Origin of the sequence: Brucella cytisi, from assembly GCF_038433355.1 — a bacterium.
GTDB classification, from domain to species: domain Bacteria; phylum Pseudomonadota; class Alphaproteobacteria; order Rhizobiales; family Rhizobiaceae; genus Brucella; species Brucella cytisi.
In genome coordinates this window covers 97,110-122,950 of record NZ_JBCAUP010000014.1, presented here as the reverse complement: position 1 = coordinate 122,950, position 25,841 = coordinate 97,110, and the positions used below count along the sequence as shown (strand labels likewise).

Below are 25,841 nucleotides of genomic sequence, written 5' to 3'. Positions count from 1 at the left end.
CCATTCCGGCTCGCCTTGCAAGGACGGTTTCTCCGCCTCTTTTCAAAAAGATCCTCCCGAAAACCGGGACAGTCCATGTGTTGGGGGAACGGGAACTCATGGTCAGACGCACCCAAATGGCCGACAGGTGCATAAACCTCAGTCTCGCGGCAAAGTTTACTTTCAGCCGCCTGCTTCTCCTCCCAGTCAAGCACGCTGATATGAACATAGCCAGCGGTGTGAATACAGATTAAACATCATGACTAAACTGTATGAACTCATGATGCACCGGTATGGAGGAATGGCGATGGCCAGGGAAAACACGGGTAAGATCCGCGTCGGTATTGGCGGATGGGCCTATGAACCGTGGGACAAGAGCTTCTATCCTGAAAAACTGTCGAAGAAGCGCCAGCTTGAATATGCATCGAGCAAGCTCACATCCATCGAGATCAACAGCACTTATTACGGCCCGCAGAAACCCACGACTTTCGCCAAATGGCATGATGAAACGCCGGAAGGCTTTGTGTTTTCGCTGAAGGCACCGCGTTTTTCCACCAATCGCCGTGTGCTGGCGGAGGCGGGTGAGAGCATTGAACGGTTCATGACCGGCGGCATGATGGAACTGAAAGACAAGCTCGGCGTGGTCAACTGGCAATTCATGGGAACGAAGAAGTTCGACCCCGTGGACTTCGAGGCGTTTTTGAAGCTTCTGCCGAAGCGTGTCGACGGGCGCGATGTGCGCCATGCGGTGGAGGTGCGTCACGACAGTTTCAATTCACCGGACTTCATCGCCTTGCTGCGCGAATATGGCGTAGCGGTGGTGATTGCAGGCGACAGCGACTTTCCGCAATTCGCCGATATGACCGCACCTTTCGCCTATCTTCGCATCATGGGCACAGAAGAAGGTGAACCGCTCGGCTATAGCGAAAGCCATCTCGACCAGTGGGCTGCACGCGCCAAGGCGATAGCAGCGGGAGAACCCGCCGAAGGGTTGAAGACCGTGACGCCACCTGTTGCGGACCATATCGCCCGCGATGTCTATTTCTATGTGATCAGCGGCTATAAGGCGCATAATCCGCATGCGGCCATGGCCTTGATCGAACGGACAAAATGATGCCTCGTGGCGGCTATTGATTTTCATCTGAGTCGCCTGAGCATCATGTCAAAATTCGATCTTTCCGCGCTTGAAACCTTCGTTCGCACCATTCCGCAGCACTATAAAGGGCCAGGTGGCGCGGTCGCGGTGCTGAAAGATGGCAAGGTCGTGCTGCGCCATGCATGGGGCTTTGCCGATCTTTCCACTCGCAAGGCGATGACGCCCGAAACGCGCATGCCGATCTGTTCGGTCAGCAAGCAGTTCACCTGCGCCGTTCTGCTCGACAGCGTCGGCGAGCCGGAAGTTCTTGATGATGCGCTTGCCGCCTATCTCGACAAGTTTGCTGAAAAGCGTCCCAGCGTGCGCGATCTGTGCAACAACCAGTCGGGCCTGCGCGATTACTGGGCGCTGACGGTTCTTTGCGGAGCTGATCCGGAAGGCGTCTTTCGGCCCGAACAGGCACAAAGCCTGCTGCGCCGCCTGAAGACCACGCATTTTGCACCGGGCACGCATTATTCCTACTGCAATGGCAATTTCCGCATTCTGGCTGATCTGATCGAGCAGCATACAGGCCGGACGCTTATCGAACTTCTGTCGGAACGCATTTTCCAGCCGGCGGGCATGAAGACCGCAGAACTTATTCCCGATACCGCGCTGTTCGACGAATGCACCGGCTATGAGGGCGATACGGTGCGTGGCTTCCTGCCTGCCGTCAATCGCATCCACTGGATGGGCGATGCCGGCATCTGCGCGTCGCTGGACGATATGATCGCCTGGGAACAGTTCATCGATGCGACTCGCGACGACGAAAGCGGAATCTATCGTCGTCTGAGCGGTCCGCAGACTTTCAGAGACGGTGCTGCTGCTCCCTACGGTCTCGGCCTCAAATTCGAGGAAACGGGCGGCAAGCGCCTGACCGGCCATGGCGGGGCTTTGCGCGGCTGGCGCTGCCAGCGCTGGCATTGCGCCGATGAGCGCCTCTCGGCAATCGCCATGTTCAATTTTGAAGGCGGAGCTTCCGACGTCGCCTTCAAGCTGATGAATATTGCGCTTGGCGTTCCGACATCGGAACAGGTTCGCATTGAAGCCGATGCCGCATGGTTCGGCTCATGGCTCGACCATGAAACCGGTCTCGTGCTGAGCCTTGAAGATGCCGGACGCGGACGCATGAAGGCACGTTTCGGCACCGGCCCGGAAATCATGGACGTAATAGGCGAGAACGAGGCGCGTTCCGCGATGACCACGATCCGCCGCGATGGCGACACGATCCATCTGGCGCGCGAGGATGAAAATCTGAGCCTGACAATGCAGCGCCTGAAAGGCGCGGCGAAGCAGGATATTGCTGGACGTTATCGCAGCTACGAACTCGAGGCCGATCTTTTGATCGTCAATGAGGGCGGCGCTTTTTACGGGGCCTTTGAAGGATTTCTCGGCAAGAGCGATATGTATTCGCTCTATAAGGCGGGACCGGATGTCTGGCTGCTGCCGGTGCAGCGCTCGATGGACGCGCCGTCGCCGGGCGAATGGAAACTTGTCTTCCATCGTGACGCCAAAGGCGAGATAACAGGCATGACCGTCGGCTGCTGGCTGGCACGGCATGTGGACTACAGGAGAATTCAGGAATGAGCGAACTGAAAGTCAGAACCCGCGAGACGGGTGCCGTCGCCGAAATGCCGCAGGGAAAGCTGCCTGTCATCACCACGCCGACCGGCGGTGTGGTTGAAATTGTCACCAGTGTCAGTCAGGCGGGCTTCAATCCGCTCGATCTCATCTATTCGTCGGTTGCGGCCTGCATGGCGCTCAGTGCGCGCATTGCTGCCACCAAGCTCGAACTGAAGGAAAAGCTGACCGATGTGCGGGTGGAAGTGAAGGGCGACAAGGCGCATGAAGGACCGTCGCGTATCGAACGGTTCAACATCACCTTCCATTTCGGCGGTGACCTGACCGATGACGAAAAGCATCGTCTCGCCGAAATGGCTGAGGAAATCTGCACGGTCAGCAATACGCTGCGCGGCGAGCCGCAGTTTGATCTGAAGGTATCGTAACCTTCAGATCACATCGCGGATGCGATCGACCCCGAGCTTGATAACGCTTTCCATGGCCAGACGTGCTTTTTGTGGATCACGTGACGCAATGGCGTGGGCAATGCGCAAGTGATTGGCCGCGCATTCGGCAATGCCTTCTCGTGATGAGGCGGGTGATGAAAGCTGGAACGAGATTGCCAGCGCCGCCTCGATCAATCCACTGACCGAGCGCATGAACGGATTGCCGGACATGCGCGCAATGGCCAGATGGAATTCCAGATCAACCTTGGCGATGGATTCGGGCGTGTGGTTCGGATCGTCGAACTTGGCGGCGAGCGCGTAAAGCTCGACAATCTCGTCACTGGTGGCGCGTTCAGCCGCGGCCGCTGCGGCTGCCGGTTCCAGTGCCATGCGCATTTCCGCCAGATGGTCCACGAAGACTTCATCGAAGCCTGCCTCGAAGCGCCATGTCAACACATCGGGATCGAAGAAATTCCAGCTCGCATGGCCCAGAACACGGGTGCCGACCTTGGCCTTGGGTTCGATGAGGCGCTTGGCGGCGAGGGTTTTCATCGCCTCGCGCAGAACGGTGCGGGAAACGCCGAAGCGCAGCGACAATTCATGATCGCCCGGAAGGATGGACCCTGCAGGAATGGTTCCCGCGACGATGCCGCGGCCCAGTTCACCCACCACGACAGCGTGGCTGTTATGGCGTTTGCGTCCGGTTATGGCCGTTTCCAGCAATCCCAATTCAGGCCTCCTTCATGCGTTGCCGCGCCAGTCTTAGATCGGAGAACCATACAAGTCCTCGTTGCAGGGCAATGAACAGGAACAGCAATATACCGATTGCTATTTTCGTCCACCAGGAAGACAGCGTTCCGTCGAAAACAATGTATGTCTGGATCAGCCCCTGTATGAGAATGCCGACGAATGTTCCGGCCACAAGGCCTGCACCACCTGTCAGCAATGTCCCGCCGATCACCACCGAGGCGATGGCATCCAGTTCTACCCCCACCGTCGCGAGCGAATAGCCGGACGAAGTATAAAGCGTATAGACGATCCCGGCGAGACCGGAAAGGATACCCGACATCGTATAGATGCCGATTGTCGTGCGGGCAATCGGAACGCCCATCAGCTCCGCCGACTGCTGGTTGCCGCCAAGCGCGTAGATATTGGCGCCGAAGCGCGTGCGATGGGCGATGATGCCGCCGACGATGAAGACCGCGAGCATGAGCATGGCGATGAATGTCAGCCTGCCGCCGCCCGGCAGGCGGAAATAAAGCCCCTGCAATGTATCGAGAAACGGATGCGCGATGGGCACGGACTGCGTCGAGATGAGGAAGGCCGCACCGCGCGCCAGAAACATGCCCGCAAGTGTGGCCACGAAAGGCGGGATCCGCAAGAAATGGATCATCATGCCCATCCACGCGCCGAACAATGCAGCGATCACAAGAACGAGGCCGAATGCCATGAGCGGATGCACGCCGAGCTGCCCGACCATCACGGCAACGAAAACGCTGGTGAAGGCGATGACCGAGCCGACCGACAGGTCGATGCCGCCGGAAAGGATCACGAATGTCATGCCGACGGCGGCTATGCCGAGGAAGGCGTTGTCCGTCAGAAGATTGCCGATCACCCGTGTCGACAGCATGTTCGGAAACTGGATGATGCAGATCGCATAGGCGAGCAGGAAGATTGCAACCGTCGTCAGGAAGGGCAGATTGCGCAGTGCTCTCATTGCCGTGCTCCCTGCTGGCTTTGACGGACCGGATTGGCTCCATTGCCCTTGCGTTCCGAGCGCAGGAAGGTAATGAGCTGGACAATGGCCGGTGACTGGAAGGTGAGCACGATCACGATGATGACGGCCTTGATGATGAGGTTGAATTCCGGCGGAAAGCCCGCCATCAGAATGCCTGTGTTGATCGACTGGATGATGAGCGCGCCGAGCAGCGAAGCCATGATCGAGAAACGCCCGCCATTAAGCGAGGTGCCACCGATGACAACGGCCAGAATGGCGTCGAGTTCAAGCCACAGCCCGGCATTGTTGGCATCTGCGCCGCGAATATCCGCTGCCGCGATCAGCCCGGCAAGGGCAGCGCCGACGCCGGAAACCGCATAGACGCTGAACAGGAGAAAGCGCGCCTTGACCCCTGCCAGCATCGCCGCGCGACGGTTGATGCCGGTCGCCTCGATCAGGAAGCCAAGCGCACTGGAGCGCACTGCGAGGCCCACGACCAGACCGGCCAGAATCCATATCAGGACTGAAACGGGCACACCGAGGAAGGAGCCGGAGCCAAGCGCCGCAAAGGAATCATTGTTGAAGGTGAGGATTGCGCCTTCGGTGATAAGCTGCGCGATGCCGCGACCTGCCACCATCAGGATGAGCGTTGCGATGATCGGCTGGATATCGAAGACCGCAACCAGAAAGCCGTTCCACAAGCCACACAGAAGGCCGACGCCAAGCGCTGCCGGAATGACGATTGCAAGCGGATAGCCCGCAACGATGAGCGACGCGGCAAAGGCGCCGCTGATTGCCATGACTGCACCGACTGACAGATCGATGCCGCGCGTTGCGATCACCAGCGTCATGCCGACAGCTAGAATGGCGACGGGTGCGGCGCGCACCAGAATATCGATCAGGCTTCCATAGAGCCGTCCGTTCTGGAACGAGATGTCGAGAAAGCCAGGCGCGATGATGGTGTTCGCCACCAGAATGAGCACAAGGGCGGCCAGTTGCGGCGCCAGTCTTTTGAGTTTTCTGGTCATGCGGGCAATCATGCTGCAGCTTCCTTTTCGCTTCCGGTCTCTGCGATTGCACGCACGATATTGTCGGCAGTGATTTCCTCGCCCTTCAGTTCCGCCACATGGCGACGGTCGGACAGGACGATGACGCGATTGGCAACGGCGGCAAGCTCCTCGAATTCCGACGAGATGATGACCAGCGACATGCCTTCGGCGCAAAGTTCGCCGATGAGCTTCAGGATTTCAGCATGGGCGCCGATATCGATGCCACGCGTCGGCTCATCGAGGATCAGCAGGCGGGGGTCGGTGGCAAGCCAGCGTGCCAGTATGGCTTTCTGCTGGTTGCCGCCGGACAGAAACTTGATCGGCTTGTCAGGATCGGGCGGGCGGATATCGAGCGCCTTGATGTAGCGCTGCGCAAGCGCCGTTTTCTCGCGCGATGAAATCGGTCTGGACCAGCCACGCTTCGCCTGAACGGCCAGTGCGATGTTTTCGGCCATCGAGAAATCACCGATAATGCCGTCGGTCTTGCGCTCTTCCGGGCAGAAAGCGAAGCGTTCCGCAATGGCGGCAACGGGCGAGGGGAGCCTCGTTTCCTTGCCGTCGACGGTCAAGGTGCCGCTGTCGGTCTGATCGACACCGAACATCAACAGCGCGGTTTCGGTGCGGCCGGAACCGAGCAGCCCGGCAATGCCAACGGCTTCTCCCGGCTGGATCGAGAGATCGAACGGCGCAACGCTGCCTTGTCTGCCGAAGCCTGCAAAGCGGATCGGGGCAACCGTGTCGAGGCTTACTTCCTCGGTCAGCTGGCGGCGCACAGTTTCCTGCAACTGGTGGCCGAGCATCATGGAAATGAGATCGGTGCGCGGCAGTTCCGACAGGTTGCGGCTGCCGACCAGCCGTCCGTTGCGCAATACGGTGGCGCAATCAGCGATAGCATAGACCTGATCCAGAAAATGGGTGATGACGATGATGCCGAGGCCGTCTGCCTTCAACTGGCGCAGCACGCCGAACAGCATCTCGACTTCGCGTGCATCGAGACTGGCGGTCGGTTCGTCAAGGACGAGCACCTTGCCCGAGAGATCGACGGCGCGTGCAATCGCGATGATCTGGCGGATGGCGACCGAATAGGCGGACAGAGGCACGCCAACATCGATGGTGAGGCCGTAGCGGGAAAGAAGGTTCGTCGCATCTTTTTCCATCCGGCCCCGGTCAACCAGTCCGAAACGTTTCGGCTGGCGTCCCAGAAACAGGTTCTCTGCAACCGTCAGATTTTCAAGAAGGTTGACCTCCTGATAGACCGTGCCGATACCGAGTGTCTGCGCCTCTGCCACGGAGGCAGGCGCAATCGGCTGGCCCTCAAGCAGGATCGAACCGCCGAAGCCGTGGTAAGCGCCGGTCAATATCTTGATAAGCGTGGATTTACCCGCGCCGTTTTCGCCGAGCAATGCATGGATTTCCCCGCGGTTGAGCGTGAAATCGACATGGTCGAGCGCGGTCACGCCCAGAAAGGATTTGGTGATCGAACGGGCTTCAAGAAGCGGCATTGCGGCCGCCGATGGAGCGTCTTTTGCAGCCATGGCAGTCTTCCATTGCATTTTGCAAAGGTCATTCCGGGCCGCGACAAACGCGGCCCGAGGACGAGAGGATCAGTAACCGAGCCCCTTCTTGGCTTCGTAGACGGCTTTCGGATCGTCAGCCTGCGTGTAGAGCTTCGATTCCGTCTGGATCCACTTCGGCGGAACGGTACCCTTGTCCTTGAAGGCTTCAATCGCGTCGAAGGCCGGGCCTGCCATGTTCGGCGTCAGCTCGACGGTCGCATTGGCTTCGCCGTTCGCCATGGCCTGAAAGATATCCGGTACGGAGTCGATCGACACGATCTTGATTTCCGTGCCCGGCTTCAAGCCAGCCTCCTTGATTGCCTGAATGGCGCCGACAGCCATGTCGTCATTATGGGCATAGACGGCGCAGATATTCTTGCCGCCGCCTTCGGCCTTGATGAAGCTTTCCATGACTTCCTTGCCCTTTGTGCGGGTGAAGTCACCCGTCTGCGAGCGGGAAATCTTGATGTTGTCATGCCCCTTGATGGCGTCTTCAAAACCCTTCTTGCGGTTGATGGCGGGCGAGGAACCGGTGGTGCCCTGAAGCTCGACCACATTGCACGGCTTGTCGCCCACATCCTTCACCAGCCAGTCACCGGCCACCTTGCCTTCATGAACCTGATCGGAGGTTACGGCGGTCAGATAAAGGTCTTCCGGAGAATCGATCTGGCGGTCGAGCAGGACGACGGGAATTTCGGCTTCCTTGGCTTCCTTCAGAACGGCGTCCCAACCTGTGGAGACCACGGGTGCGATCAGGATTGCATCAACCCCTTGAGCGATGAAGCCACGAACGGCCTTGATCTGGTTTTCCTGCTTCTGCTGTGCATCGGCGAACTTGAGCGTATAGCCGCGCTTTTCGGCTTCCTGCTTGGTCAGGGCCGTTTCTGCAGCACGCCAGCCCGATTCCGAACCGATCTGCGAAAAGCCAACCGTCAGCGATGCAGCAGATGCGCTCGAAATCAGAGCAAAAGAAAATGCGGCCGTCAGGGCCGTCAATGTGCGTTTCATGATGGTTCCTCCCAATAAGGCCCTCCCGGCCTTCGCATTTATGAAGCATATAATATTACTTTATGGCAAGCGCCTTTCGACGTTTCCCAATAAAATGCCGGTGCGACAAACGCGCAATATTGCTATTTACAAATATAAAACAAAGGCTTGTATTCGTGCAGGGGGGGCAAGGTTGGCGAACTGCCCCGGCGGGGGCGTCTGCTTGCTTGACAAAGCGGGTTACAGCAAAATAGTCATATTAATAACACGAACCGCAAATTGATGCCTTATGGCGTTCCTCAAGCGGTCGGGGTGAATTCCGCAACGGGTATGCGGAAAATGGGAGGTTTAATGTTGCGTCTGGTCCAGTTCCGCGATGAAAGCGGAGAAATGCGTGTGGCTGCCTGCAGCGAGGAGGGAGCGGCACATGTCGTCAAGGGCGTAGCAACGACCTATGAGCTAGCCTCGGCAGCCATTGCAGCGGGTATCAGCCTTGAGGAACAAGTCGTACGCAGCGGTAAGGGCGATGCGGTCGATATTGACGCCGCTCTGGCTGCGGGCCGCGTCGGCCTGCCGATTACCCATTCCGACCCAGCACATCTGATTGTTGCCGGCACGGGCCTCACACATCTTGGCTCCGCCGACGGTCGCGACAAGATGCACAAGGCAGCACAGGCTGCCGAAAAGCCGACCGACTCCATGCGCATGTTCCTGATGGGTGTCGAAGGCGGCAAACCGAAGCCGGGCGAAACCGGCGTGCAGCCGGAATGGTTCTACAAGGGTGACGGTTCGGCGCTGGTGGCAACCGGCGGCGAACTGGTTTCGCCTTCCTTTGCCGAGGATGGTGGCGAAGAGCCGGAGCTGGCAGGCATCTACCTGATTGGCCCGGATGGTACGCCGTTCCGGCTTGGCTTCTGCCTTGCCAACGAATTTTCCGACCATGTGACCGAGAAGCAGAACTATCTCTGGCTTGCCCATTCCAAACTGCGTCAGGCCGCGTTGGGGCCGGAGCTATATGTGGGGGCGTTGCCTGACCATGTGGAGGGCGTTTCGCGCATTCGTCGCGGCGATCAGGTGATCTTTGAAAAGCCGTTCCTTTCTGGCGAAGCGAACATGTCGCACACGATCGCCAATCTGGAACACCATCATTTCAAATATGAGCTGTTCCGCCGTCCGGGCGTCATTCATGTTCATTTCTTTGGCACGGCAACCTTGTCGTTTTCGGAGGACGTAAAGACGGAAGCTGGCGACCAGTTCGAGATTTCCGCCAAGCCGTTCCGTTATCCGCTGGTCAACAGGCTGGCTCAGGCAGCAGCCGAAAACCTTGTCGTGAAGGCGCTCTGAAATGGCACGGGAACCGAACATCGCTCTCGCAATCGTCGGTCTGGGCAAGATTGCGCGTGACCAGCATCTGCCGTCCATTGAAGCCGTCGATGGCATTGAGCTGAAAGCCATTGCCAGCCGCAATGCCGGGCTGGATGGCCTGCCGTCTTTTCACGACATCGATGAGCTGCTGGGCAGCGACATTGCCATTGACGCGGTGTCGCTCTGCACACCGCCGCAAGGGCGCTTTAGCCAGGCCTACGCAGCCTTGAAGGCGCGCAAGCATGTGATGCTGGAGAAGCCTCCGGGTGCGACCATTTCGGAAGTGCAGGCGCTGGAGCGTCTTGCGCAAGCGGAAGACGTGACGCTTTACGCCACGTGGCACTCGCGCGAGGCGGCAGCGGTCGAACCGGCGCGGGAATTCCTGAAAGATGCGGAAATTCGTTCGGTTTCGGTCACGTGGAAGGAAGATGTCCGCCACTGGCATCCCGGCCAGCAATGGATCTGGGAACCGGGCGGCCTTGGCGTGTTCGATCCTGGCATCAATGCGCTTTCCATCGTCACGCATATTTTGCCGGAGCGCTTCTTCCTGACGCAATCCGATCTTTATTTTCCAGAAAACCGTGCGGCGCCCATCGCAGCCAACCTCAAGTTCCAAACGAAAAGCGGCATACCGGTTTCGTTCGAACTGGACTGGCGGCAGACCGGTCCGCAGACCTGGGATATTCGCGTCGAGACCGACAAGGGCACGGTTCTGCTCAGCCATGGCGGCAGCCGCCTCACCATTGCCGGGACCGAGAAAATGGCCGAGCCGGACCGCGAATATCAACGACTTTACAAGCGTTTCGTGCAATTGATCGGCGCGGGGCGTTCGGATGTTGATCTCGCTCCACTGACCCATGTGGCCGATGCGTTTCTGCTCGGAAAGCGGCATGTCGTCGAAGCTTTTGAAGATTAGGAATCGAGGTTGTCGTAACGCGGCCTCTCACCCACGCAGGACAATGAAATGAACAAGCCCGTCTCTCCGAAAACGCCAAAGCTCCGCTCGCGCGCCTGGTTCGACAATCCTGATAATGTCGATATGACGGCGCTCTATCTGGAGCGCTACATGAATTATGGCCTGAGCCAGGAAGAGCTGCAGTCCGGTCGTCCGATCATCGGCATTGCGCAGACGGGCTCCGACCTCTCACCTTGCAACCGTCATCATCTGGAGCTGGCCAAGCGCGTGCGCGAAGGTGTTCGCGAGGCGGGCGGCATTGTCATTGAATTTCCGGTTCATCCTATTCAGGAAACCGGCAAGCGCCCGACCGCAGGTCTGGACCGCAACCTTGCCTATCTTGGCCTCGTGGAAGTGCTTTATGGCTATCCGCTTGATGGTGTCGTGCTGACAATCGGCTGTGACAAGACCACGCCTGCCTGCCTGATGGCAGCTGCAACCGTCAATATTCCGGCGATTGCGCTGTCGGTGGGTCCGATGCTCAATGGCTGGTTCCGTGGCGAACGCACAGGTTCCGGCACCATCGTCTGGAAGGCGCGCGAGCTGCTTGCCAAGGGCGAAATCGACTATCAGGGCTTCGTCAAGCTGGTTGCTTCCTCGGCTCCATCGACCGGCTATTGCAACACGATGGGCACGGCCACAACGATGAATTCGCTCGCCGAAGCGCTCGGCATGCAGCTTCCGGGCTCCGCCGCCATTCCGGCGCCTTATCGCGACCGTCAGGAAGTTTCTTATCTATCGGGACGCCGCATCGTTGAAATGGTGCATGAGGATTTGAAGCCGTCGGACATTCTGACCAAGGATGCCTTCGTCAATGCCATCCGCGTCAATTCCGCTATCGGCGGTTCGACCAATGCGCCGATCCATCTGAACGCTCTGGCCCGTCATGTCGGCGTGGAGCTGACGGTCGATGACTGGCAGAAATATGGCGAGGAAATTCCGCTTCTGGTCAATCTGCAGCCTGCCGGTGAATATCTTGGCGAAGATTACTACCATGCGGGTGGCGTACCGGCCGTCGTCAATCAGCTGATGGGGCAGGGCCTCATCAATGAAGATGCGCTGACCGTCAATGGCAAGACCATCGGCGAGAATTGCAAGAACGCGATCATCGAAGACGGCAATGTCATCAAGACCTACGATCAGCCGCTGAAGAAGCATGCCGGATTCCGCGTGCTGCGCGGCAATCTGTTTTCGTCGGCGATCATGAAGCTCAGCGTGATTTCGGACGAGTTCCGCAATCGCTATCTGTCTGACGACAAGGACCCGAATGCATTCGAGGGTAAGGCGGTCGTATTCGATGGGCCGGAAGATTATCATCACCGCATTGACGATCCGGCACTGGAAATCGACGAGAATACGGTGTTGTTCATGCGTGGCGCTGGCCCCATCGGTTATCCAGGTGCGGCGGAAGTCGTCAACATGCGCGCGCCGAATTACCTTCTGAAAAAGGGTATCAGCTCACTGCCATGCATCGGCGACGGTCGCCAGTCGGGCACGTCGGGTTCGCCGTCGATCCTCAATGCCTCCCCGGAAGCTGCTGCTGGCGGCGGTCTTGCTATTCTGAGGACCGGTGACCGCGTGCGTATCGATCTTGGTCGCGGCAGCGCTGACATTCTGATCTCTGACGAAGAACTGGCGGAGCGTCGCAAGGCTCTGGAAGCTGCCGGTGGCTACAAATATCCGGAAAGCCAGACACCATGGCAGGAAATCCAGCGCGCCGTTGTCGGCCAGATGGAAACCGGTGCAGTTCTCGAAAACGCGGTCAAGTATCAGGACATCGCGCATACGCGTGGCCTGCCGCGAGATAACCACTAAGGTTCCCCGGATGGCTCTCGATAAAAAGCCATTTGCGGCAGTTGCGGACTGGGGCACCACCCGGTTCCGCCTCTGGACGCTGGATGTCGATGGCAATGTGCTGGGCGAAAGCCGTGGCGATGACGGTCTGCTGCAGGCAAAGGAAGCCGGTTTCGAGCCAACGCTCGAACGGCACCTTGCTTCTGTCGGCGCGTCGGACGATCTGCCGGTGGTGATCTGCGGCATGGCCGGTTCGCGGACCGGCTGGATCGAAGCGCCCTATATGAGCTTGCCCGCCGGGTTGGATGGCATCGTGAAGGCTGCGGTGCGCGTGCCTGCGCGCCGTCACGTCATCATGTTGCCGGGCGTCGCGCGTCGGGACGAAACGGCACCCGATGTTATGCGTGGCGAGGAGACAAAACTGCTCGGTCTTGTGCACGGCGGCACGCATGATGCGGTTGTCGTCATGCCCGGCACCCATGCCAAATGGGTGCGGATTGCCGACGGTGGCCTTGCCGATTACCGAACCTTCATGACCGGCGAAATGTTCGCTCTTTTGAAGGACAAGTCGGTGCTGGCCGGTGCGCTGGAAGGTGCTGCTGCGGTCGATCCGAATGGTGTGGCTTTCGCTGCGGGCGTCAGGGCGTCGCTCGAAAACCAGGCACTGATTTCCAACGCGCTGTTTTCCATTCGCGCAGGCTGGCTCGTCCATGATCGCAAGCCGACCGATCAGCTGGCCCGTTTGTCGGGCTTGTTGATCGGGCTGGAAGTGGCAGGCGGGCGCATGCTTTATGGCAAACCCGAAGAAGTGCTGCTCCTTTCAGACGACACGATGGGTGCGCTCTATGCCAGCGCGCTTGAAATTGCCGGGCTGACAGTCAGGCGCGTTGCAGCCGATGAGCTGGTGCGAAACGGTCTGTTCATGGCTGCAAAACACGCCTTCGGAGGAGTTGCGCAATGAGCGACCGCATTGCATGGCCAAAGCTGCGCTATCCGCTGGTCGCGATCCTGCGCGGCATTCGCCCGGAAGAAACGGAAGCAATCGTCGGAGCGCTGATCGAGACGGGTTTCGAGGCGATTGAAATTCCGCTCAATTCGCCGGAGCCTTTCGTCTCGATTGAGAAGGCGGCGAAGCTTGCGCCTGCGGGCGTGCTGATCGGGGCCGGGACCGTGTTGAGCGTCGAAGATGTGGACCGTCTCAACGATGTCGGCGGCAGGCTTCTGGTCAGCCCCAATGTCGAGCCGGATGTCATTCGTCGTGCCGGACAGCACGGCATGGTGACGATGCCCGGCGTTTTCACGCCGACGGAAGCCTTTTCAGCGATCCGGGCGGGCGCATCGGCGCTGAAATTCTTTCCGGCCAGCGTGCTCGGCGCGGACGGTATCAAGGCGATATCCGCCGTCTTGCCGAAGGATGTTCCGGTCGGCGCTGTGGGTGGTGTGTCCGAGACTGATTTTGCAACTTATCGGGCAGCGGGAGTGAGCTGCTTTGGACTCGGTTCCAGTCTTTACAAGGCCGGATTGACGGTTGCTGAGGTTCGCGAACGCGCTGAGCGCGCGGTTGCGGCATGGGACAAGATCGCGGGCTGACGGCCCCTTGAGAACTTGTTCCGGAGGAATTCCGCATGGCCGGAAGGCGGGGGCGGAAATTTTGGGAGAACGACAGGCGGAAAAGCCTGTCCCAATTTGGGAGTGAGACAATGGCAGGCATGAAATCTCTAACATTGGCAGTCGCGATGGCCGCGCTTGCCTTTAGCGGTCTGGCGCATGCGGAAGACAAGGGTCTTGTCGCCGTCGCCATGCCCACGAAGTCTTCGGCACGCTGGATTGCCGATGGCGACAACATGGTCAAGGTGCTGAAAGAACGCGGCTACCAGACCGATCTTCAGTATGCTGAAGACGACGTACCTAACCAGCTGGCGCAGATCGAAAACATGGTGACCAAGGGCGCCAAGGTTCTCGTCGTTGCATCCATCGACGGCACGACGCTTTCCGATGTTCTGGCCAAGGCACACGATGCGGGCATCAAGGTTATCGCCTATGACCGCCTCATCCGCGATACGCCGAATGTCGATTATTATGCGACCTTCGACAATTTCCAGGTTGGCGTGCTTCAGGCCCAGTCTATCGAAACGGCTCTTGACCTGAAGAACAAGCCGGGTCCGTTCAATGTCGAGCTTTTCGGCGGTTCGCCCGACGATAACAACGCCTACTTCTTCTACAACGGCGCGATGTCCGTTCTGCAGCCTTATATCGATAGCGGCAAGGTAGTCATCGGCAGCGGCCAGACCGGCATGGACAAGGTCGCAACGCTGCGCTGGGATGGTGCAACCGCTCAGGCCCGTATGGATTCCATCCTTTCGGCCTATTATTCCGACAAGAAGCTCGACGCGGTCCTGTCGCCTTATGACGGCATCTCCATCGGTATCCTGTCGTCCCTCAAGGGTGTAGGCTATGGCAGCGGTGACATGCCAATGCCGATTGTTTCGGGTCAGGATGCGGAAGTGCCTTCGGTGAAGTCGATCCTCGCTGGCGAACAGAATTCGACCATCTTCAAGGATACGCGTGAGCTCGCCAAGGTCACGGTTGACATGGTCGATGCGCTGATGACCGGCAAGGAGCCGGAAGTCAACGACACCAAGACTTATGACAATGGCGTCAAGGTCGTGCCGTCCTATCTGCTCAAGCCGGTGATCGTCGACAAGTCGAACTGGAAGCAGGTTCTGGTCGATAGCGGTTACTACAAGGAAGACCAGATCCAGTAATGCGGTTTCGGGCGTATCGGAGGATATGCCCGTAACCTTTCTGCGTGCCTTTGCCCCAAATCCCCAGCCTTTCGGCTGGGGTAGGCTCGGCGATTGACAGCGTTGTCTTTCTGTTGAGGGCAATGGCAAAGCAGATTTGTAATGGGAGCGAGCGATGAATGTAGCCAATCCTGTCCTGCGCGAGCAGCCTGACGGTAAGCCGGAAATCGCCGGCAAGCCGCTTCTGGAAATGCGCGGCATCAGCAAGTCTTTCGGCGTCGTCAAAGCGCTGAGCGATGTCAATTTCACGGTCATGCCGGGTGAGATTCATGCCTTTGTCGGCGAGAACGGAGCAGGCAAGTCGACCTTGATGAAGGTGCTGTCGGGCGTTTACCCGCATGGCAGCTACGAGGGGTCGATCTTCTTCGACGGAGAAGAGCGACAGTTTCGCGACATCAACGATTCCGAAGCGCTTGGCATTGTCATCATCCATCAGGAGCTGGCGCTCATACCGCTCATGACGATTGCCGAGAACATTTTCCTCGTCAATCCACCGGCAAGTTACGGGGTCATCGACCGCAGCACGGTGCACAAGCGCACTCGCGAGCTTTTGCAGAAGGTTGGCCTGTCGGAATCGCCCGATACGCTCGTCACCGATATTGGTGTCGGCAAGCAGCAGCTTGTCGAAATTGCCAAGGCATTGTCGAAGCGCGTGCGGCTTCTGATCCTCGACGAACCGACCGCAAGCCTCAACGAGACGGACAGCGCGGCATTGCTGGCGCTTCTGCGTGAGTTTCGTGCTCAAGGCATCACCTCGATCCTCATTTCGCACAAGCTCAATGAAATCCGCGAAGTTGCCGACAAGATCACGGTGCTGCGCGATGGCAAGGCAGTGGCCACGCTCGACTGCAATGCGGGCGAGGTCGAGGAAGACGATATTATCCGCAAGATGGTCGACCGCGATCTGGAAAGCCGCTACCCGAAGCGCGATCCGAAGATCGGTGAGGTGATTTTCGAAGTCGACAACTGGTCGGTGCATCACCCGCTGCATCCGGAACGGCACTCGGTCAAGAATGTGTCGTTTAAGGTGAGGGCAGGTGAAATCGTCGGTATTGCCGGATTGATGGGGGCGGGACGCACAGAATTCGCCATGAGCCTGTTCGGGCGTTCATGGGGCACGAATATCAGCGGCGAGGCGCGTATCAACGGCAACAATGCCGATATTTCCACTGTAGCGCGGGCCATCAAGGCGGGGCTCGCCTATGTGACCGAGGATCGCAAGAAGCTCGGCCTGGTCTTAGGCGAAAATATTTCGCGCAACATCTCGCTTGCGCATTTACGCGGCGTCAGCCCGAAAGGCATCATCGACGATATTCGCGAAATGAAGATCGCGAATTCCTATCGCGAACAGATGAGCATTCGCTGTCACAATGTCTATCAGGAGACGGGCACGCTTTCGGGCGGCAACCAGCAGAAGGTGGTGCTGTCGAAGTGGCTCTTCACCGGGCCCGACGTGCTGATCCTCGATGAACCGACGCGCGGCATCGATGTCGGCGCGAAATATGACATCTACACAATTATCAATTCACTGGCGGATAGCGGCAAGGGCGTGGTCGTCATTTCTTCGGAAATGCCGGAGCTGATCGGCATCTGCGACCGCATCGTCGTCATGCATGAAGGAGCCTTTGTCGGCGAAGTCGCTGGCGAGGAAGCAACGCAGGAGAACATCATGCGCGCCATCATGCAGAACAAGGGAAAACGGCCATGAGCGAGAATATCATCGGAAGCAGTGGATCGAAAGCTCCGGCGAGCAGCGTGGGGCGGTATCTCAAGAACAATCTGCGTGAATCCGGCATGCTGATCTCGCTTGTTGCGATCATGATCTTTTTCCAGATCGTGACTGGCGGTGTGCTGATGAAGCCGCTGAACCTCACCAATCTGGTTCTGCAGAACAGCTATATCGTCATCATGGCGCTTGGTATGCTGCTCATCATCGTCACCGGGCACATCGACCTTTCGGTCGGCTCGGTCTGTGGCTTTATCGGTGCGCTTGCCGCTGTGATGATGGTCAAATGGGGCGTGCCGTTTCCCATTGCAGCCATTCTCTGCCTGCTGGCCGGCGGCATTATCGGCGCAATGCAGGGCTTTTGGGTCGCCTATTTCAATATCCCGTCCTTCATCGTCACGCTGGCGGGCATGCTGGTCTTCAAGGGGCTGATGCTTGCCGTGCTTGGCGGCCAGTCGGTGGGGCCGTTTCCGGTCGTGTTCCAGAAACTATCGTCCGGCTTTATTCCGGAAATCATCGGCACGACGGGTGGCGTCTATCTGACATCGCTTATCATCGGCGTGCTGCTGGCCGGTTTCATGATCTGGCAGAATGTCAAATCGCGTCAGCGTCATATCGCGCATGAAGTGGAAACCGAGCCTTTTGGCCTTTTCGTCATCAAGAACATCCTGTTCTTTTCGGCGATTGCCTATTTGTCGTTGCTGATTTCAATGCATCGCGGCTTGCCGAACGTCCTCATCATTATGGCCGTTCTGATTGCGGCCTATGCGTTCCTCACCAATCGGACCGTACTCGGGCGGCAGATTTATGCGGTGGGCGGGAACCGGCATGCGGCCAAGCTTTCGGGTGTGAAGACCGAACGGCTGACATTTCTGGCTTTCGTCAATATGGGTGTGCTGGCGGCGCTTGCTGGCTTGGTCTTTGCGGCGCGCCTTAACACGGCAACGCCCAAGGCCGGTATCGGCTTCGAGCTGGACGTGATCGCGGCCTGCTTCATCGGCGGTGCTTCCGCCTATGGCGGTGTGGGCCGTGTGACAGGTGCCGTGATCGGCGCGCTCATCATGGGCGTGATGAACAACGGCATGTCGATCCTCGGCATCGGTATCGACTATCAGCAGGTCATCAAGGGGATCGTGTTGCTGGGGGCTGTCTGTATCGACGTCTATAACCAGAAACGCTGATATTTCGGCTCTGGCGGCCTGCAAATGGCGTTGTTTTGCGCTTCCGGTGCTCACGTACCTTGTTTAGGCACATAATCTTATCCGAAAAGTCTGCAACTTTTCGGGATTATGTTCAGAAGTACGCTGCGCTCCGGTTCTCAAACTTCACCATTTTCGGCTCGCCATAACCAAAATCTTAGCCGCTTCACTGGCGTGCGGCAGTTCAGTTTTCAGATTGCCGTGCGGCGGGCGTGATCGAGATAGATCTCGCGCAGGCGCTGGGCAACTGGACCGGGTGTTCCAGCGCCGATGGTCTTCTCGTCGATGACGGTGATCGGTGTGACGAATGTGCCAGCACTGGTGAGGAAAGCTTCCTTCGCCGCATAGGCTTCATCGATGGTGAAGAGGCGCTCTTCCAGCTTCATGCCGGTCTCGGCGATCAGCTGCAGGAGCGACAGCCGTGTGCAGCCGGGCAGAATGGAATTGCTGTTCGGGCGTGTAACGACGACATCATCTTCGGTCACGATATAGGCGGTCGACGATGCGCCTTCGGTTACATAGCCGTCTTCAATCATCCACGCTTCATCGCAACCGGCGTTCTTGGCGATTTCCTTGGCAAGCGCTTGCGGCAGCAGACAGACCGTCTTGATGTCGCGGCGCTTCCAGCGCAGATCACCCAGCGAAAGCACGCGGGCGCCGGTCTTCAGCGCAGGCTTGTCGAGCAGATTGGCTTCCTGCGTGAACAGGACAACCGAAGGCTTCATGCCTTTCGCGGGCACGAAATCACGGTCGCGTCCGTCGCCGCGTGTCACCTGCAGATAGACCAGACCTTCAGTCAGATTGTTGCGGCGGATCAGCTCGCGCTCGATGGCAACGATCTCGTCTTCGTTCATCGGCATCGGAATACCGATCTCGCCGGTCGAGCGGCGCAGGCGTCGCATATGCGGCTCGCTGTCGATGAGCTTGCCTTCGAGCACGGCAGTCACTTCGTAAATACCGTCGCCGAACAGGAAGCCACGGTCAAAGATGGAAATGCGCGCATCGCGGGCGACGACATATTCGCCGTTGACATAGACGATGCGGTTTTCAAGTTCTTCTGCTGAAACGGCCATGATTGGATGTGTCCTGAAACGAAAAGACTGCGATCACGTCGCAGTCTTTTCATAGGTCAGTCGGCTGCAATGGGAAACAGCTATTTTCAGGCAGCCTGCTTTGCTGCCGCAATGGCTTCGCTGCGGATTTCTTCGGTCAACTTCAGACGTAGTTCGGAGAATTCCGGGCTTGCCTTGACGTGGTAGGTACGCGGATGCACGATATCGACCGGTGTGATCGATTTGATCTTGCCCGGACGGGCCGTCATCGTAACCACGCGGGTTGCCATGAATATGGCTTCTTCAATATCGTGGGTGACGAAGATGACCGTCTTGTGCTCCCGCTCCCAGATGCCGAGCAGCAGCTCCTGCATCAGTCCGCGGGTCTGGTTGTCGAGCGCGCCGAACGGCTCGTCGAGAAGCAGGATCTTTGGGTCGTTGGCGAGTGCGCGGGCAATCGCTGTGCGCTGCTGCATGCCGCCCGAAAGCTGCTTTGGCCAGTGATCTTCAAAGCCGCGTAGTCCGACCTTGTCGATATAGCTGTCCACGATTTCACGCGCCTGCTTTTCCGACACGCCCTTCTCACGAAGCCCGAAGCCGACATTCTGCCGGATGGTGAGCCAAGGAAACAGTGTGTAGGACTGGAACACCATGCCGCGATCTGCACCCGGTCCGGTGACAGGATTGCCCTCCAGCATCACGCTGCCGGTGGTGGGCCTGTCGAGACCGGCGATGATGCGAAGAAGCGTGGACTTGCCGCAGCCCGAGGGGCCGAGGACGGTCACGAAATCATTTTTCGGGATGACGAGGTCGGTCGGCTGCAATGCCAGTGTCGGCTTGCCGCCATGCACGCCCGGAAAGGTACGGCTCACGCCCTTGATGACAAGTTCCTGGTCGCTTTTGGTAACCATTATGCGAACCTCCATGCAAAGAGCCAGCGGTTGAAATATTTGAAAGCGAGATCAGAAATCAGGCCGATAACACCAATCACGATGATGCCGAAGATGATCTGGCCGGTGGCCATCAGGGCCTGAGAGTTGATGATCATGTAGCCGATGCCGGACGATGCACCGATGAGTTCGGCAACGATCACATAGGTCCATGCCCAGCCAAGCACGAGGCGCAGCGTTTCGGCAATGTCCGGCGCACTGGCAGGCATAAGTACGCGGCGAATGATGCCGCTGTTCGACGCGCCGAGCGTGTAGGCTGCTTCGACAAGATCGCGACGCGTATTGGAGACCGTCACGGCGATCATGAGAATGATCTGGAACACCGCGCCGATGAAGATGACGAGCAGCTTCTGTGTTTCACCAATGCCTGACCAGAGGATCAACAGCGGAACGAAAGCCGAAGCGGGAAGATAGCGCGCAAAAGAGACGAAGGGCTCCAGCAGCGCCTCGATGGGCTTGTATGCGCCCATGGCGATGCCGAGCGGAATGGCAACGACGCTAGCGAGTACGAAGCCGCCCAGCACGCGCCAGACAGTCATTCCGATATCGGACATAAAGCCTTGATTGGCGATGAGATCCCAGCCGTCCTTCACCATGGTGATGGGGTCGGCAAGAAAAGTCGGGGAAACGAAGCCGCCCAGAGTGGCTATACCCCAGAACACAAAGAAGAGAATGAAGAATAGAATGCCCAGTAATATCCGGGTCTGACTGCCTATCGGCTGCAAGGGCTGCATATATTTTCCTGTTTAGTCGTGCATCCGCCGCACTCGACGGGCGGAAAATAAGGAAGCCCGGCCGTGTCGTCCGGGCCTGCATATGAAGCGATGTTACTTGATGAAGCTTGTATCCACGATGTCATCGAGATTGGGCTTCGACTTGATCACACCCGCCTTCAGCAGAAGATCGGCGGCTTCGGTTGAAAACTCCTTGAATTCACCTTCAAAGAACTTCTGATTGGCTGCCTTGTCCTGCCAGCGCAGATAGTCTGCCGACTTGCCGAAATCCTCGCCCGACTGCTTCACGTCCTTGCCCATGATTTCATAGGACTTCGCCTTGTCGGAAGCGATCATCTGCAGCGCTTCAAAGTAGCTGTCGGCAAGCGCCTTGGCGGCTTCGGGGTTCTTTTCAAGGAAATCGGGCGTGCAGCCGACCGTGTCCATGACCGCCGGATAATCGAGCGTGGTGGCAAGAATCTTGCCCTTGTCGGGTGCTGCGCGCACGGTGGAAAGATAAGGCTCGTAGGTCATGGCGGCATCGTTCTGGCCGGCCACGAAAGCCTGTGCAGCCGGTCCCGGCTCCATATTGACGACCTTGACGTCCTTGGTCGTCATACCGTTTTTGGCGAGCATGAAGGCGAGAAGGAAATAGGGCGACGTACCCGGAGCAGAAGCGGCAACCGTCTTGCCCTTCAGATCGGCGAAGGAATTCACATCGGCACGCACCGCAATACCATCGGCACCGTAGGACTTGTCCATCTGGAATATCTGCTTGGTCTTCACGCCAGCCGCGTTCCAGACAATCCATGTTTCAACGGTGGTGGCCGCGCACTGGATATCACCGGAAGCGAGGGCCAGATGGCGGCTTGCCTGCGGGATTTTGGTCAGTGTGACGTCGAGGCCATTCTTCTTGAAAATTCCGGCTTCCTTGGCAAGCGTCAGCGGAGCAAAGCCGGTCCAGCCGGAAAAGCCAAGGGAAACGGCCGTTTCAGCGTGCGCTGCAGACGTTAACGTGAAAGCTGCTAGTGCCGCCCCGGCAAGCAATGATTTCTTCATGTGTAGTACCCCTTTTATAGTGAGACTTTTTTGTCTCTTACTCCTGTCAAATTAACAGGACCGTATCGTCTGTCCAGAGAGTTCGTTGCGGTTCTTTGAATACTTCATTCTCGATGGAATAGTCGTAAACTACTGATCAGATTGGGCTAATCGAAATCAGGTAAGCGGCTCCCTTCCCCTTTAGCTCAAGAGGCAAGGCGTCGCAGTTTGTGGCAACCGCGCAATCATGCTGCTCAAGTTTTGTCGTTTTCGCCGCGAGTGTCAGATCGATCTGACCTTCGGCACAGAAAAGAAGAACCAGATTGCCATTGGCCTGGGTGAGCGTAGTGCCGTTGACGGGCAGGCGCCGGACCATATGGGCAAACCGTCCGCGCCGGGTCATCACATTGAGGTCGGTAATGGCCGATCCGATCAGCCGTGCGCTGGATTGAGCATCCGCAGCGAAGAACAGCGGTACGCTTTCGCAGGTGAGGGTGCTCTGCTGTCCTTCGACATCGAGCAAGATGCCGTCTCCTTCCAGCACCGACAATGTGCGGTCGATGCCGGGAAAGACGGAAAACGGGCCATCGCTGGCGACGGTCGCCATAGAAATGCGCCAGTCGAAATTATCGACTGACGCTCCTTTCGGATGGACGGCGATTTCGACCGTAACGCCACCGCCATTTTTCCATGGCATGCGGCGATGACTTTCGGCCTTGAGAATTTCGACCATCAACCGAGCCATCCATTGGATGCTGCCCAGAAGGCAATTGGTGCCGTTAGCAGGATGCTGAGTGCCGTGCGGATATACCAGATCACGATCAGGTCCCGGAACTTGAGCGGGATCGAGGTGGCAAGAACGCAAGGGATTGAGGCCGACAGGAAGAGAACCTGACTGACCGAGACAACGGCGGCGACGAACTTCAAAACGACATCGGCGTCCTTCAAGAGGATGGCTGGCAGGAACATTTCTGCAAGGCCGGACGCCATGGATTTTGCGGCAAGCATCGGATCGGCCAGTTGCGCAAGCCATGTAAACGGATAGAGCGCCAGACCCAGAAGATCAAAGATCGGCGTATATTTGGACGCAAGCAGACCGAGAAGCCCGACGGCCATAATGCTGGGCAGGATCATGGCTGCCATGCGCAGGCCATCAAGGAACGTCGCCCCGAGAAGCGGCAGAAGCTTGGGGGCATTTTGTGCCTGCTGGATGCCGGTGTCGATTGCCGTTTGAATACGGCCCTTGCCTTCGGGCAATGGGGTGTCGCGGTCGCCCGGATGATCCATGCGGCTCAATGGCCAGATGCGTGCGGTGATAGCAGACACGATGAAGGTCACGAAGAAAGTGGTCCAGAAATAGAGGTTCCACGCATCCATAAGGCCCAGCGTCTTTGCGACGATGATCATGAAGGTGGCTGATACCGTTGAAAAGCCGGTGGCGACGATTGCCGCTTCACGGGCGGTGTATTTGCCTTCCTTGTAGACGCGATCGGTGATGAGAAGTGCCAGCGAATAGCTGCCGACGAACGATGCCACAGCATCGATGGCCGACCAGCCCGGCGTGCGCCAGATCGGGCGCATGACAGGCTGAACGATGACGCCGGTAAATTCGAGCAGGCCATAGCCAATCAGGAAAGCCAGTGCCAGTGCACCGATCGGCACGATCAGGCCGACCGACAGTACGAGCTTGTCGAACAGGAACGGCAGCATATCGGGCGTGAAAAGTGCAGCCGGACCGATATTGGCGAGATACATGGCAGTTGCAATGAGGCCGAGCAGACGTAGAACGGAGAAAATTCTTTCGGTTACATTCTTTTTCCACGTGCCCGTTACGAAAGGTGCAAAGGCACCATAAGCGATAAGCAAGCAGACGAAAACGAGAGCGGCAGGGCGAAGCTGCGTGGCAATCGCGGTCGCTGCGTGATCGAGCAGGATGGTCGATTTACCGCCAATGGTGACGGGTACGAAAAAGAAAAATATGCCTATGAAGCTGTATATGACCAGTTTCAAAGCCGCCGATCCACGAGAGGGCTCATTACGGCCAAGCGCTACGTCTGTCATCGTTATTCCCCAGTATTTACGTATTATCCAGCTATGAAAAAGGCGGCCCCCGGAAGGACCACCTTTCATTGATTTCTTAGTTGCCAAGGATGGCTGGAAGGCGCAGGCCCTGCTGCTTCGCCCAGTCGAGCGCGATATCGTAGCCCGCATCGGCATGGCGCATGACGCCGGTGGCCGGGTCGTTCCACAACACGCGACCGATGCGCTGATCGGCGTCTTCCGTGCCGTCGCAGCAGATGACCATGCCGGAATGCTGGCTGAAGCCCATGCCGACGCCGCCGCCGTGATGGAGCGACACCCACGTTGCGCCCGAAGCGGTGTTGAGGAGCGCATTGAGCAGCGGCCAGTCGGAGACTGCGTCCGAACCATCCTTCATGGCTTCCGTTTCGCGGTTCGGCGAAGCCACCGAGCCGCTATCGAGATGGTCACGACCGATAACGATTGGTGCCTTCAGCTCGCCATTGCGGACCATTTCGTTGAAGGCGAGGCCGAGACGATGACGGTCACCGAGGCCGACCCAGCAGATGCGTGCTGGCAGGCCCTGAAACTCGATACGTTCCTTTGCCATGTCGAGCCAATTGTGCAGGTGCTTGTTGTCTGGCAGCAGCTCCTTCACCTTGGCGTCGGTCTTGGCGATATCTTGCGGATCGCCGGAAAGGGCAGCCCAGCGGAACGGGCCAACGCCGCGGCAGAACAGCGGGCGGATATAGGCAGGCACGAAGCCCGGGAAATCGAAGGCGTTTTCCAGACCTTCTTCAAGTGCCATCTGGCGGATGTTGTTGCCGTAATCGACGGTTGGAATGCCAGCATTCCAGAAGTCGAGCATGGCCTGAACCTGCAACTTTATCGAAGCGCGGGCGGCTTTCGCAACGCCCTTCGGATCGCTTTCCTGCTTGGCGCGCCATTCGGCGACGGTCCAGCCGATTGGCAGATAGCCATGCACCGGATCATGCGCCGAGGTCTGGTCGGTGACGATGTCGGGGCGCACGCCGCGCTTGACGAGTTCCGGATAGATTTCAGCCGCATTGCCGATGAGCGCGATGGACTTGGCTTCACCTGCCTTGGTCCATTCATCGATCTTGGCCAGCGCTTCGTCGAGGCTATGGGTCTTTTCATCGACATAACGGGTGCGTAGGCGGAAATCGGCGCGGGTTTCGTCGCATTCGACCGCAAGGCAGCAAGCGCCTGCCATGACAGCTGCCAGAGGCTGTGCGCCGCCCATGCCGCCCAAGCCGCCGGTCAGAATCCATTTGCCCTTGAGGTTGCCATCATAATGCTGGCGACCGGCCTCCACGAAGGTTTCGTAGGTGCCCTGAACGATGCCCTGCGCGCCGATGTAGATCCACGAACCGGCGGTCATCTGGCCATACATGGCGAGACCCTTCTTATCCAGTTCGTTGAAATGATCCCAGGTCGCCCAATGCGGCACGAGATTGGAATTGGCGATGAGAACGCGCGGGGCATCCTTGTGGGTACGGAACACGCCGACCGGCTTGCCCGACTGCACCAGCAAGGTTTCGTCGTCATTGAGCGTCTTGAGGGTCGCGACGATCTTGTCGAAATCATCCCATGTGCGCGCAGCGCGGCCAATGCCGCCATAGACGACCAGCTCATGCGGGCGTTCGGCGACATCGGGATCGAGATTGTTCATCAGCATGCGAAGCGGCGCTTCGGTCAGCCAGCTCTTGGCGTTGAGTTCGTCTCCGCGGGGCGCGCGGACTTCGCGCTCGTTATGGCGTGGATTGGACATGGTGT

Annotated in this window: 23 protein-coding genes; 11 read left to right on the top strand and 12 right to left on the bottom strand. The window is 58.2% G+C overall.

What is annotated here, in order from left to right; all coding sequences use genetic code 11:
* The first annotated feature begins 286 nt into the window (after positions 1–286).
* Genes AAE521_RS15340 through AAE521_RS15330 form a run of 3 tightly spaced genes read left to right on the top strand, consistent with a single transcriptional unit; the run spans position 287 to position 3,120 of the window.
* Positions 287–1,093: a DUF72 domain-containing protein gene (locus AAE521_RS15340; RefSeq protein WP_342061769.1), complete on the top strand. Its 807-nt coding sequence runs from the start codon at positions 287–289 to the stop codon at positions 1,091–1,093.
* Between the two features lie 45 nt (positions 1,094–1,138).
* On the top strand, positions 1,139–2,701 hold the full coding sequence (locus AAE521_RS15335; protein WP_342061768.1) for a D-aminopeptidase: 1,563 nt from the start codon (positions 1,139–1,141) through the stop codon (positions 2,699–2,701).
* Complete coding sequence (locus AAE521_RS15330; RefSeq protein ID WP_342061767.1) at positions 2,698–3,120, top strand: OsmC family protein; 423 nt, start codon at positions 2,698–2,700, stop codon at positions 3,118–3,120. The genes AAE521_RS15335 and AAE521_RS15330 overlap by 4 nt, the downstream gene beginning before the upstream one ends.
* Before the next feature lie 3 nt (positions 3,121–3,123).
* Here AAE521_RS15330 and AAE521_RS15325 read toward each other — a convergent pair whose 3' ends face one another.
* The 5 genes from AAE521_RS15325 to ytfQ all read right to left on the bottom strand — a co-directional run bounded on the left by AAE521_RS15325 (position 3,124) and on the right by ytfQ (position 8,450).
* On the bottom strand, positions 3,124–3,849 hold the full coding sequence (locus AAE521_RS15325) for a FadR/GntR family transcriptional regulator (protein ID WP_010659482.1): 726 nt from the start codon (positions 3,847–3,849) through the stop codon (positions 3,124–3,126).
* Between the two features lies 1 nt (position 3,850).
* Complete coding sequence (yjfF, locus tag AAE521_RS15320; protein WP_342061766.1) at positions 3,851–4,837, bottom strand: galactofuranose ABC transporter, permease protein YjfF; 987 nt, start codon at positions 4,835–4,837, stop codon at positions 3,851–3,853.
* A complete protein-coding gene (locus tag AAE521_RS15315; protein WP_342061765.1) occupies positions 4,834–5,877 on the bottom strand; it encodes an ABC transporter permease in 1,044 nt (347 codons plus the stop codon). The genes yjfF and AAE521_RS15315 overlap by 4 nt, the downstream gene beginning before the upstream one ends.
* A complete protein-coding gene (locus AAE521_RS15310) occupies positions 5,874–7,421 on the bottom strand; it encodes a sugar ABC transporter ATP-binding protein (RefSeq protein ID WP_342061764.1) in 1,548 nt (515 codons plus the stop codon). Before AAE521_RS15310 ends, AAE521_RS15315 begins: the two co-directional genes overlap by 4 nt.
* A gap of 69 nt (positions 7,422–7,490) precedes the next feature.
* A complete protein-coding gene (ytfQ, locus tag AAE521_RS15305; RefSeq protein WP_010659486.1) occupies positions 7,491–8,450 on the bottom strand; it encodes a galactofuranose ABC transporter, galactofuranose-binding protein YtfQ in 960 nt (319 codons plus the stop codon).
* 330 nt (positions 8,451–8,780) lie between these two features.
* Here ytfQ and araD1 point away from each other — a divergent pair, with 330 nt between their 5' ends.
* From araD1 to mmsB, 8 genes are all read left to right on the top strand, one after another.
* Positions 8,781–9,773 (top strand): AraD1 family protein, encoded by a 993-nt coding sequence (gene araD1, locus AAE521_RS15300; protein ID WP_342061763.1) that lies wholly within the window; start codon positions 8,781–8,783, stop codon positions 9,771–9,773.
* Position 9,774: 1 nt separating this feature from the next.
* Positions 9,775–10,710 (top strand): Gfo/Idh/MocA family protein, encoded by a 936-nt coding sequence (locus AAE521_RS15295; RefSeq protein WP_342061762.1) that lies wholly within the window; start codon positions 9,775–9,777, stop codon positions 10,708–10,710.
* Between the two features lie 48 nt (positions 10,711–10,758).
* Positions 10,759–12,564, top strand: coding sequence for an IlvD/Edd family dehydratase (locus tag AAE521_RS15290; protein ID WP_342061761.1), 1,806 nt, complete (start codon positions 10,759–10,761; stop codon positions 12,562–12,564).
* Positions 12,565–12,574: 10 nt separating this feature from the next.
* Positions 12,575–13,504 (top strand): 2-dehydro-3-deoxygalactonokinase, encoded by a 930-nt coding sequence (locus AAE521_RS15285; RefSeq protein WP_342061760.1) that lies wholly within the window; start codon positions 12,575–12,577, stop codon positions 13,502–13,504.
* A complete protein-coding gene (locus tag AAE521_RS15280) occupies positions 13,501–14,133 on the top strand; it encodes a 2-dehydro-3-deoxy-6-phosphogalactonate aldolase (protein WP_342061759.1) in 633 nt (210 codons plus the stop codon). The genes AAE521_RS15285 and AAE521_RS15280 overlap by 4 nt, the downstream gene beginning before the upstream one ends.
* A gap of 110 nt (positions 14,134–14,243) precedes the next feature.
* The gene (gene chvE / locus AAE521_RS15275) at positions 14,244–15,308 is read left to right on the top strand and encodes a multiple monosaccharide ABC transporter substrate-binding protein (RefSeq protein WP_342061758.1); all 1,065 of its coding nucleotides are present in this window, start codon (positions 14,244–14,246) and stop codon (positions 15,306–15,308) included.
* Positions 15,309–15,462: 154 nt separating this feature from the next.
* Positions 15,463–17,055, top strand: coding sequence for a multiple monosaccharide ABC transporter ATP-binding protein (mmsA, locus tag AAE521_RS15270; RefSeq protein ID WP_342061757.1), 1,593 nt, complete (start codon positions 15,463–15,465; stop codon positions 17,053–17,055).
* Positions 17,052–18,254, top strand: a complete 1,203-nt coding sequence (mmsB, locus tag AAE521_RS15265; RefSeq protein WP_010659495.1) for a multiple monosaccharide ABC transporter permease — start codon at positions 17,052–17,054, stop codon at positions 18,252–18,254. Before mmsA ends, mmsB begins: the two co-directional genes overlap by 4 nt.
* A 209-nt stretch (positions 18,255–18,463) precedes the next feature.
* On the opposite strand, the gene AAE521_RS15260 is transcribed toward mmsB, so the two are convergent.
* The 7 genes from AAE521_RS15260 to hutU form a co-directional block, all read right to left on the bottom strand.
* Positions 18,464–19,345, bottom strand: a complete 882-nt coding sequence (locus AAE521_RS15260) for a D-amino-acid transaminase (protein ID WP_342061756.1) — start codon at positions 19,343–19,345, stop codon at positions 18,464–18,466.
* A gap of 86 nt (positions 19,346–19,431) precedes the next feature.
* Positions 19,432–20,235 carry an ABC transporter ATP-binding protein gene (locus tag AAE521_RS15255; protein WP_342061755.1) on the bottom strand — a complete coding sequence of 268 codons (804 nt, stop codon included), beginning with the start codon at positions 20,233–20,235 and terminating at the stop codon, positions 19,432–19,434.
* Positions 20,235–21,008, bottom strand: a complete 774-nt coding sequence (locus AAE521_RS15250) for an ABC transporter permease (protein ID WP_012091494.1) — start codon at positions 21,006–21,008, stop codon at positions 20,235–20,237. The genes AAE521_RS15255 and AAE521_RS15250 overlap by 1 nt, the downstream gene beginning before the upstream one ends.
* Positions 21,009–21,101: 93 nt before the next feature.
* Positions 21,102–22,046 (bottom strand): ABC transporter substrate-binding protein, encoded by a 945-nt coding sequence (locus AAE521_RS15245; RefSeq protein WP_012091495.1) that lies wholly within the window; start codon positions 22,044–22,046, stop codon positions 21,102–21,104.
* Between the two features lie 136 nt (positions 22,047–22,182).
* Positions 22,183–22,761 carry a HutD/Ves family protein gene (locus AAE521_RS15240; RefSeq protein ID WP_342061778.1) on the bottom strand — a complete coding sequence of 193 codons (579 nt, stop codon included), beginning with the start codon at positions 22,759–22,761 and terminating at the stop codon, positions 22,183–22,185.
* Positions 22,758–24,086, bottom strand: a complete 1,329-nt coding sequence (locus AAE521_RS15235; protein WP_010659501.1) for a YjiH family protein — start codon at positions 24,084–24,086, stop codon at positions 22,758–22,760. Before AAE521_RS15235 ends, AAE521_RS15240 begins: the two co-directional genes overlap by 4 nt.
* A gap of 76 nt (positions 24,087–24,162) precedes the next feature.
* A complete protein-coding gene (gene hutU / locus AAE521_RS15230; RefSeq protein ID WP_342061754.1) occupies positions 24,163–25,836 on the bottom strand; it encodes a urocanate hydratase in 1,674 nt (557 codons plus the stop codon).
* Between the last annotated feature and the right edge of the window lie 5 nt (positions 25,837–25,841).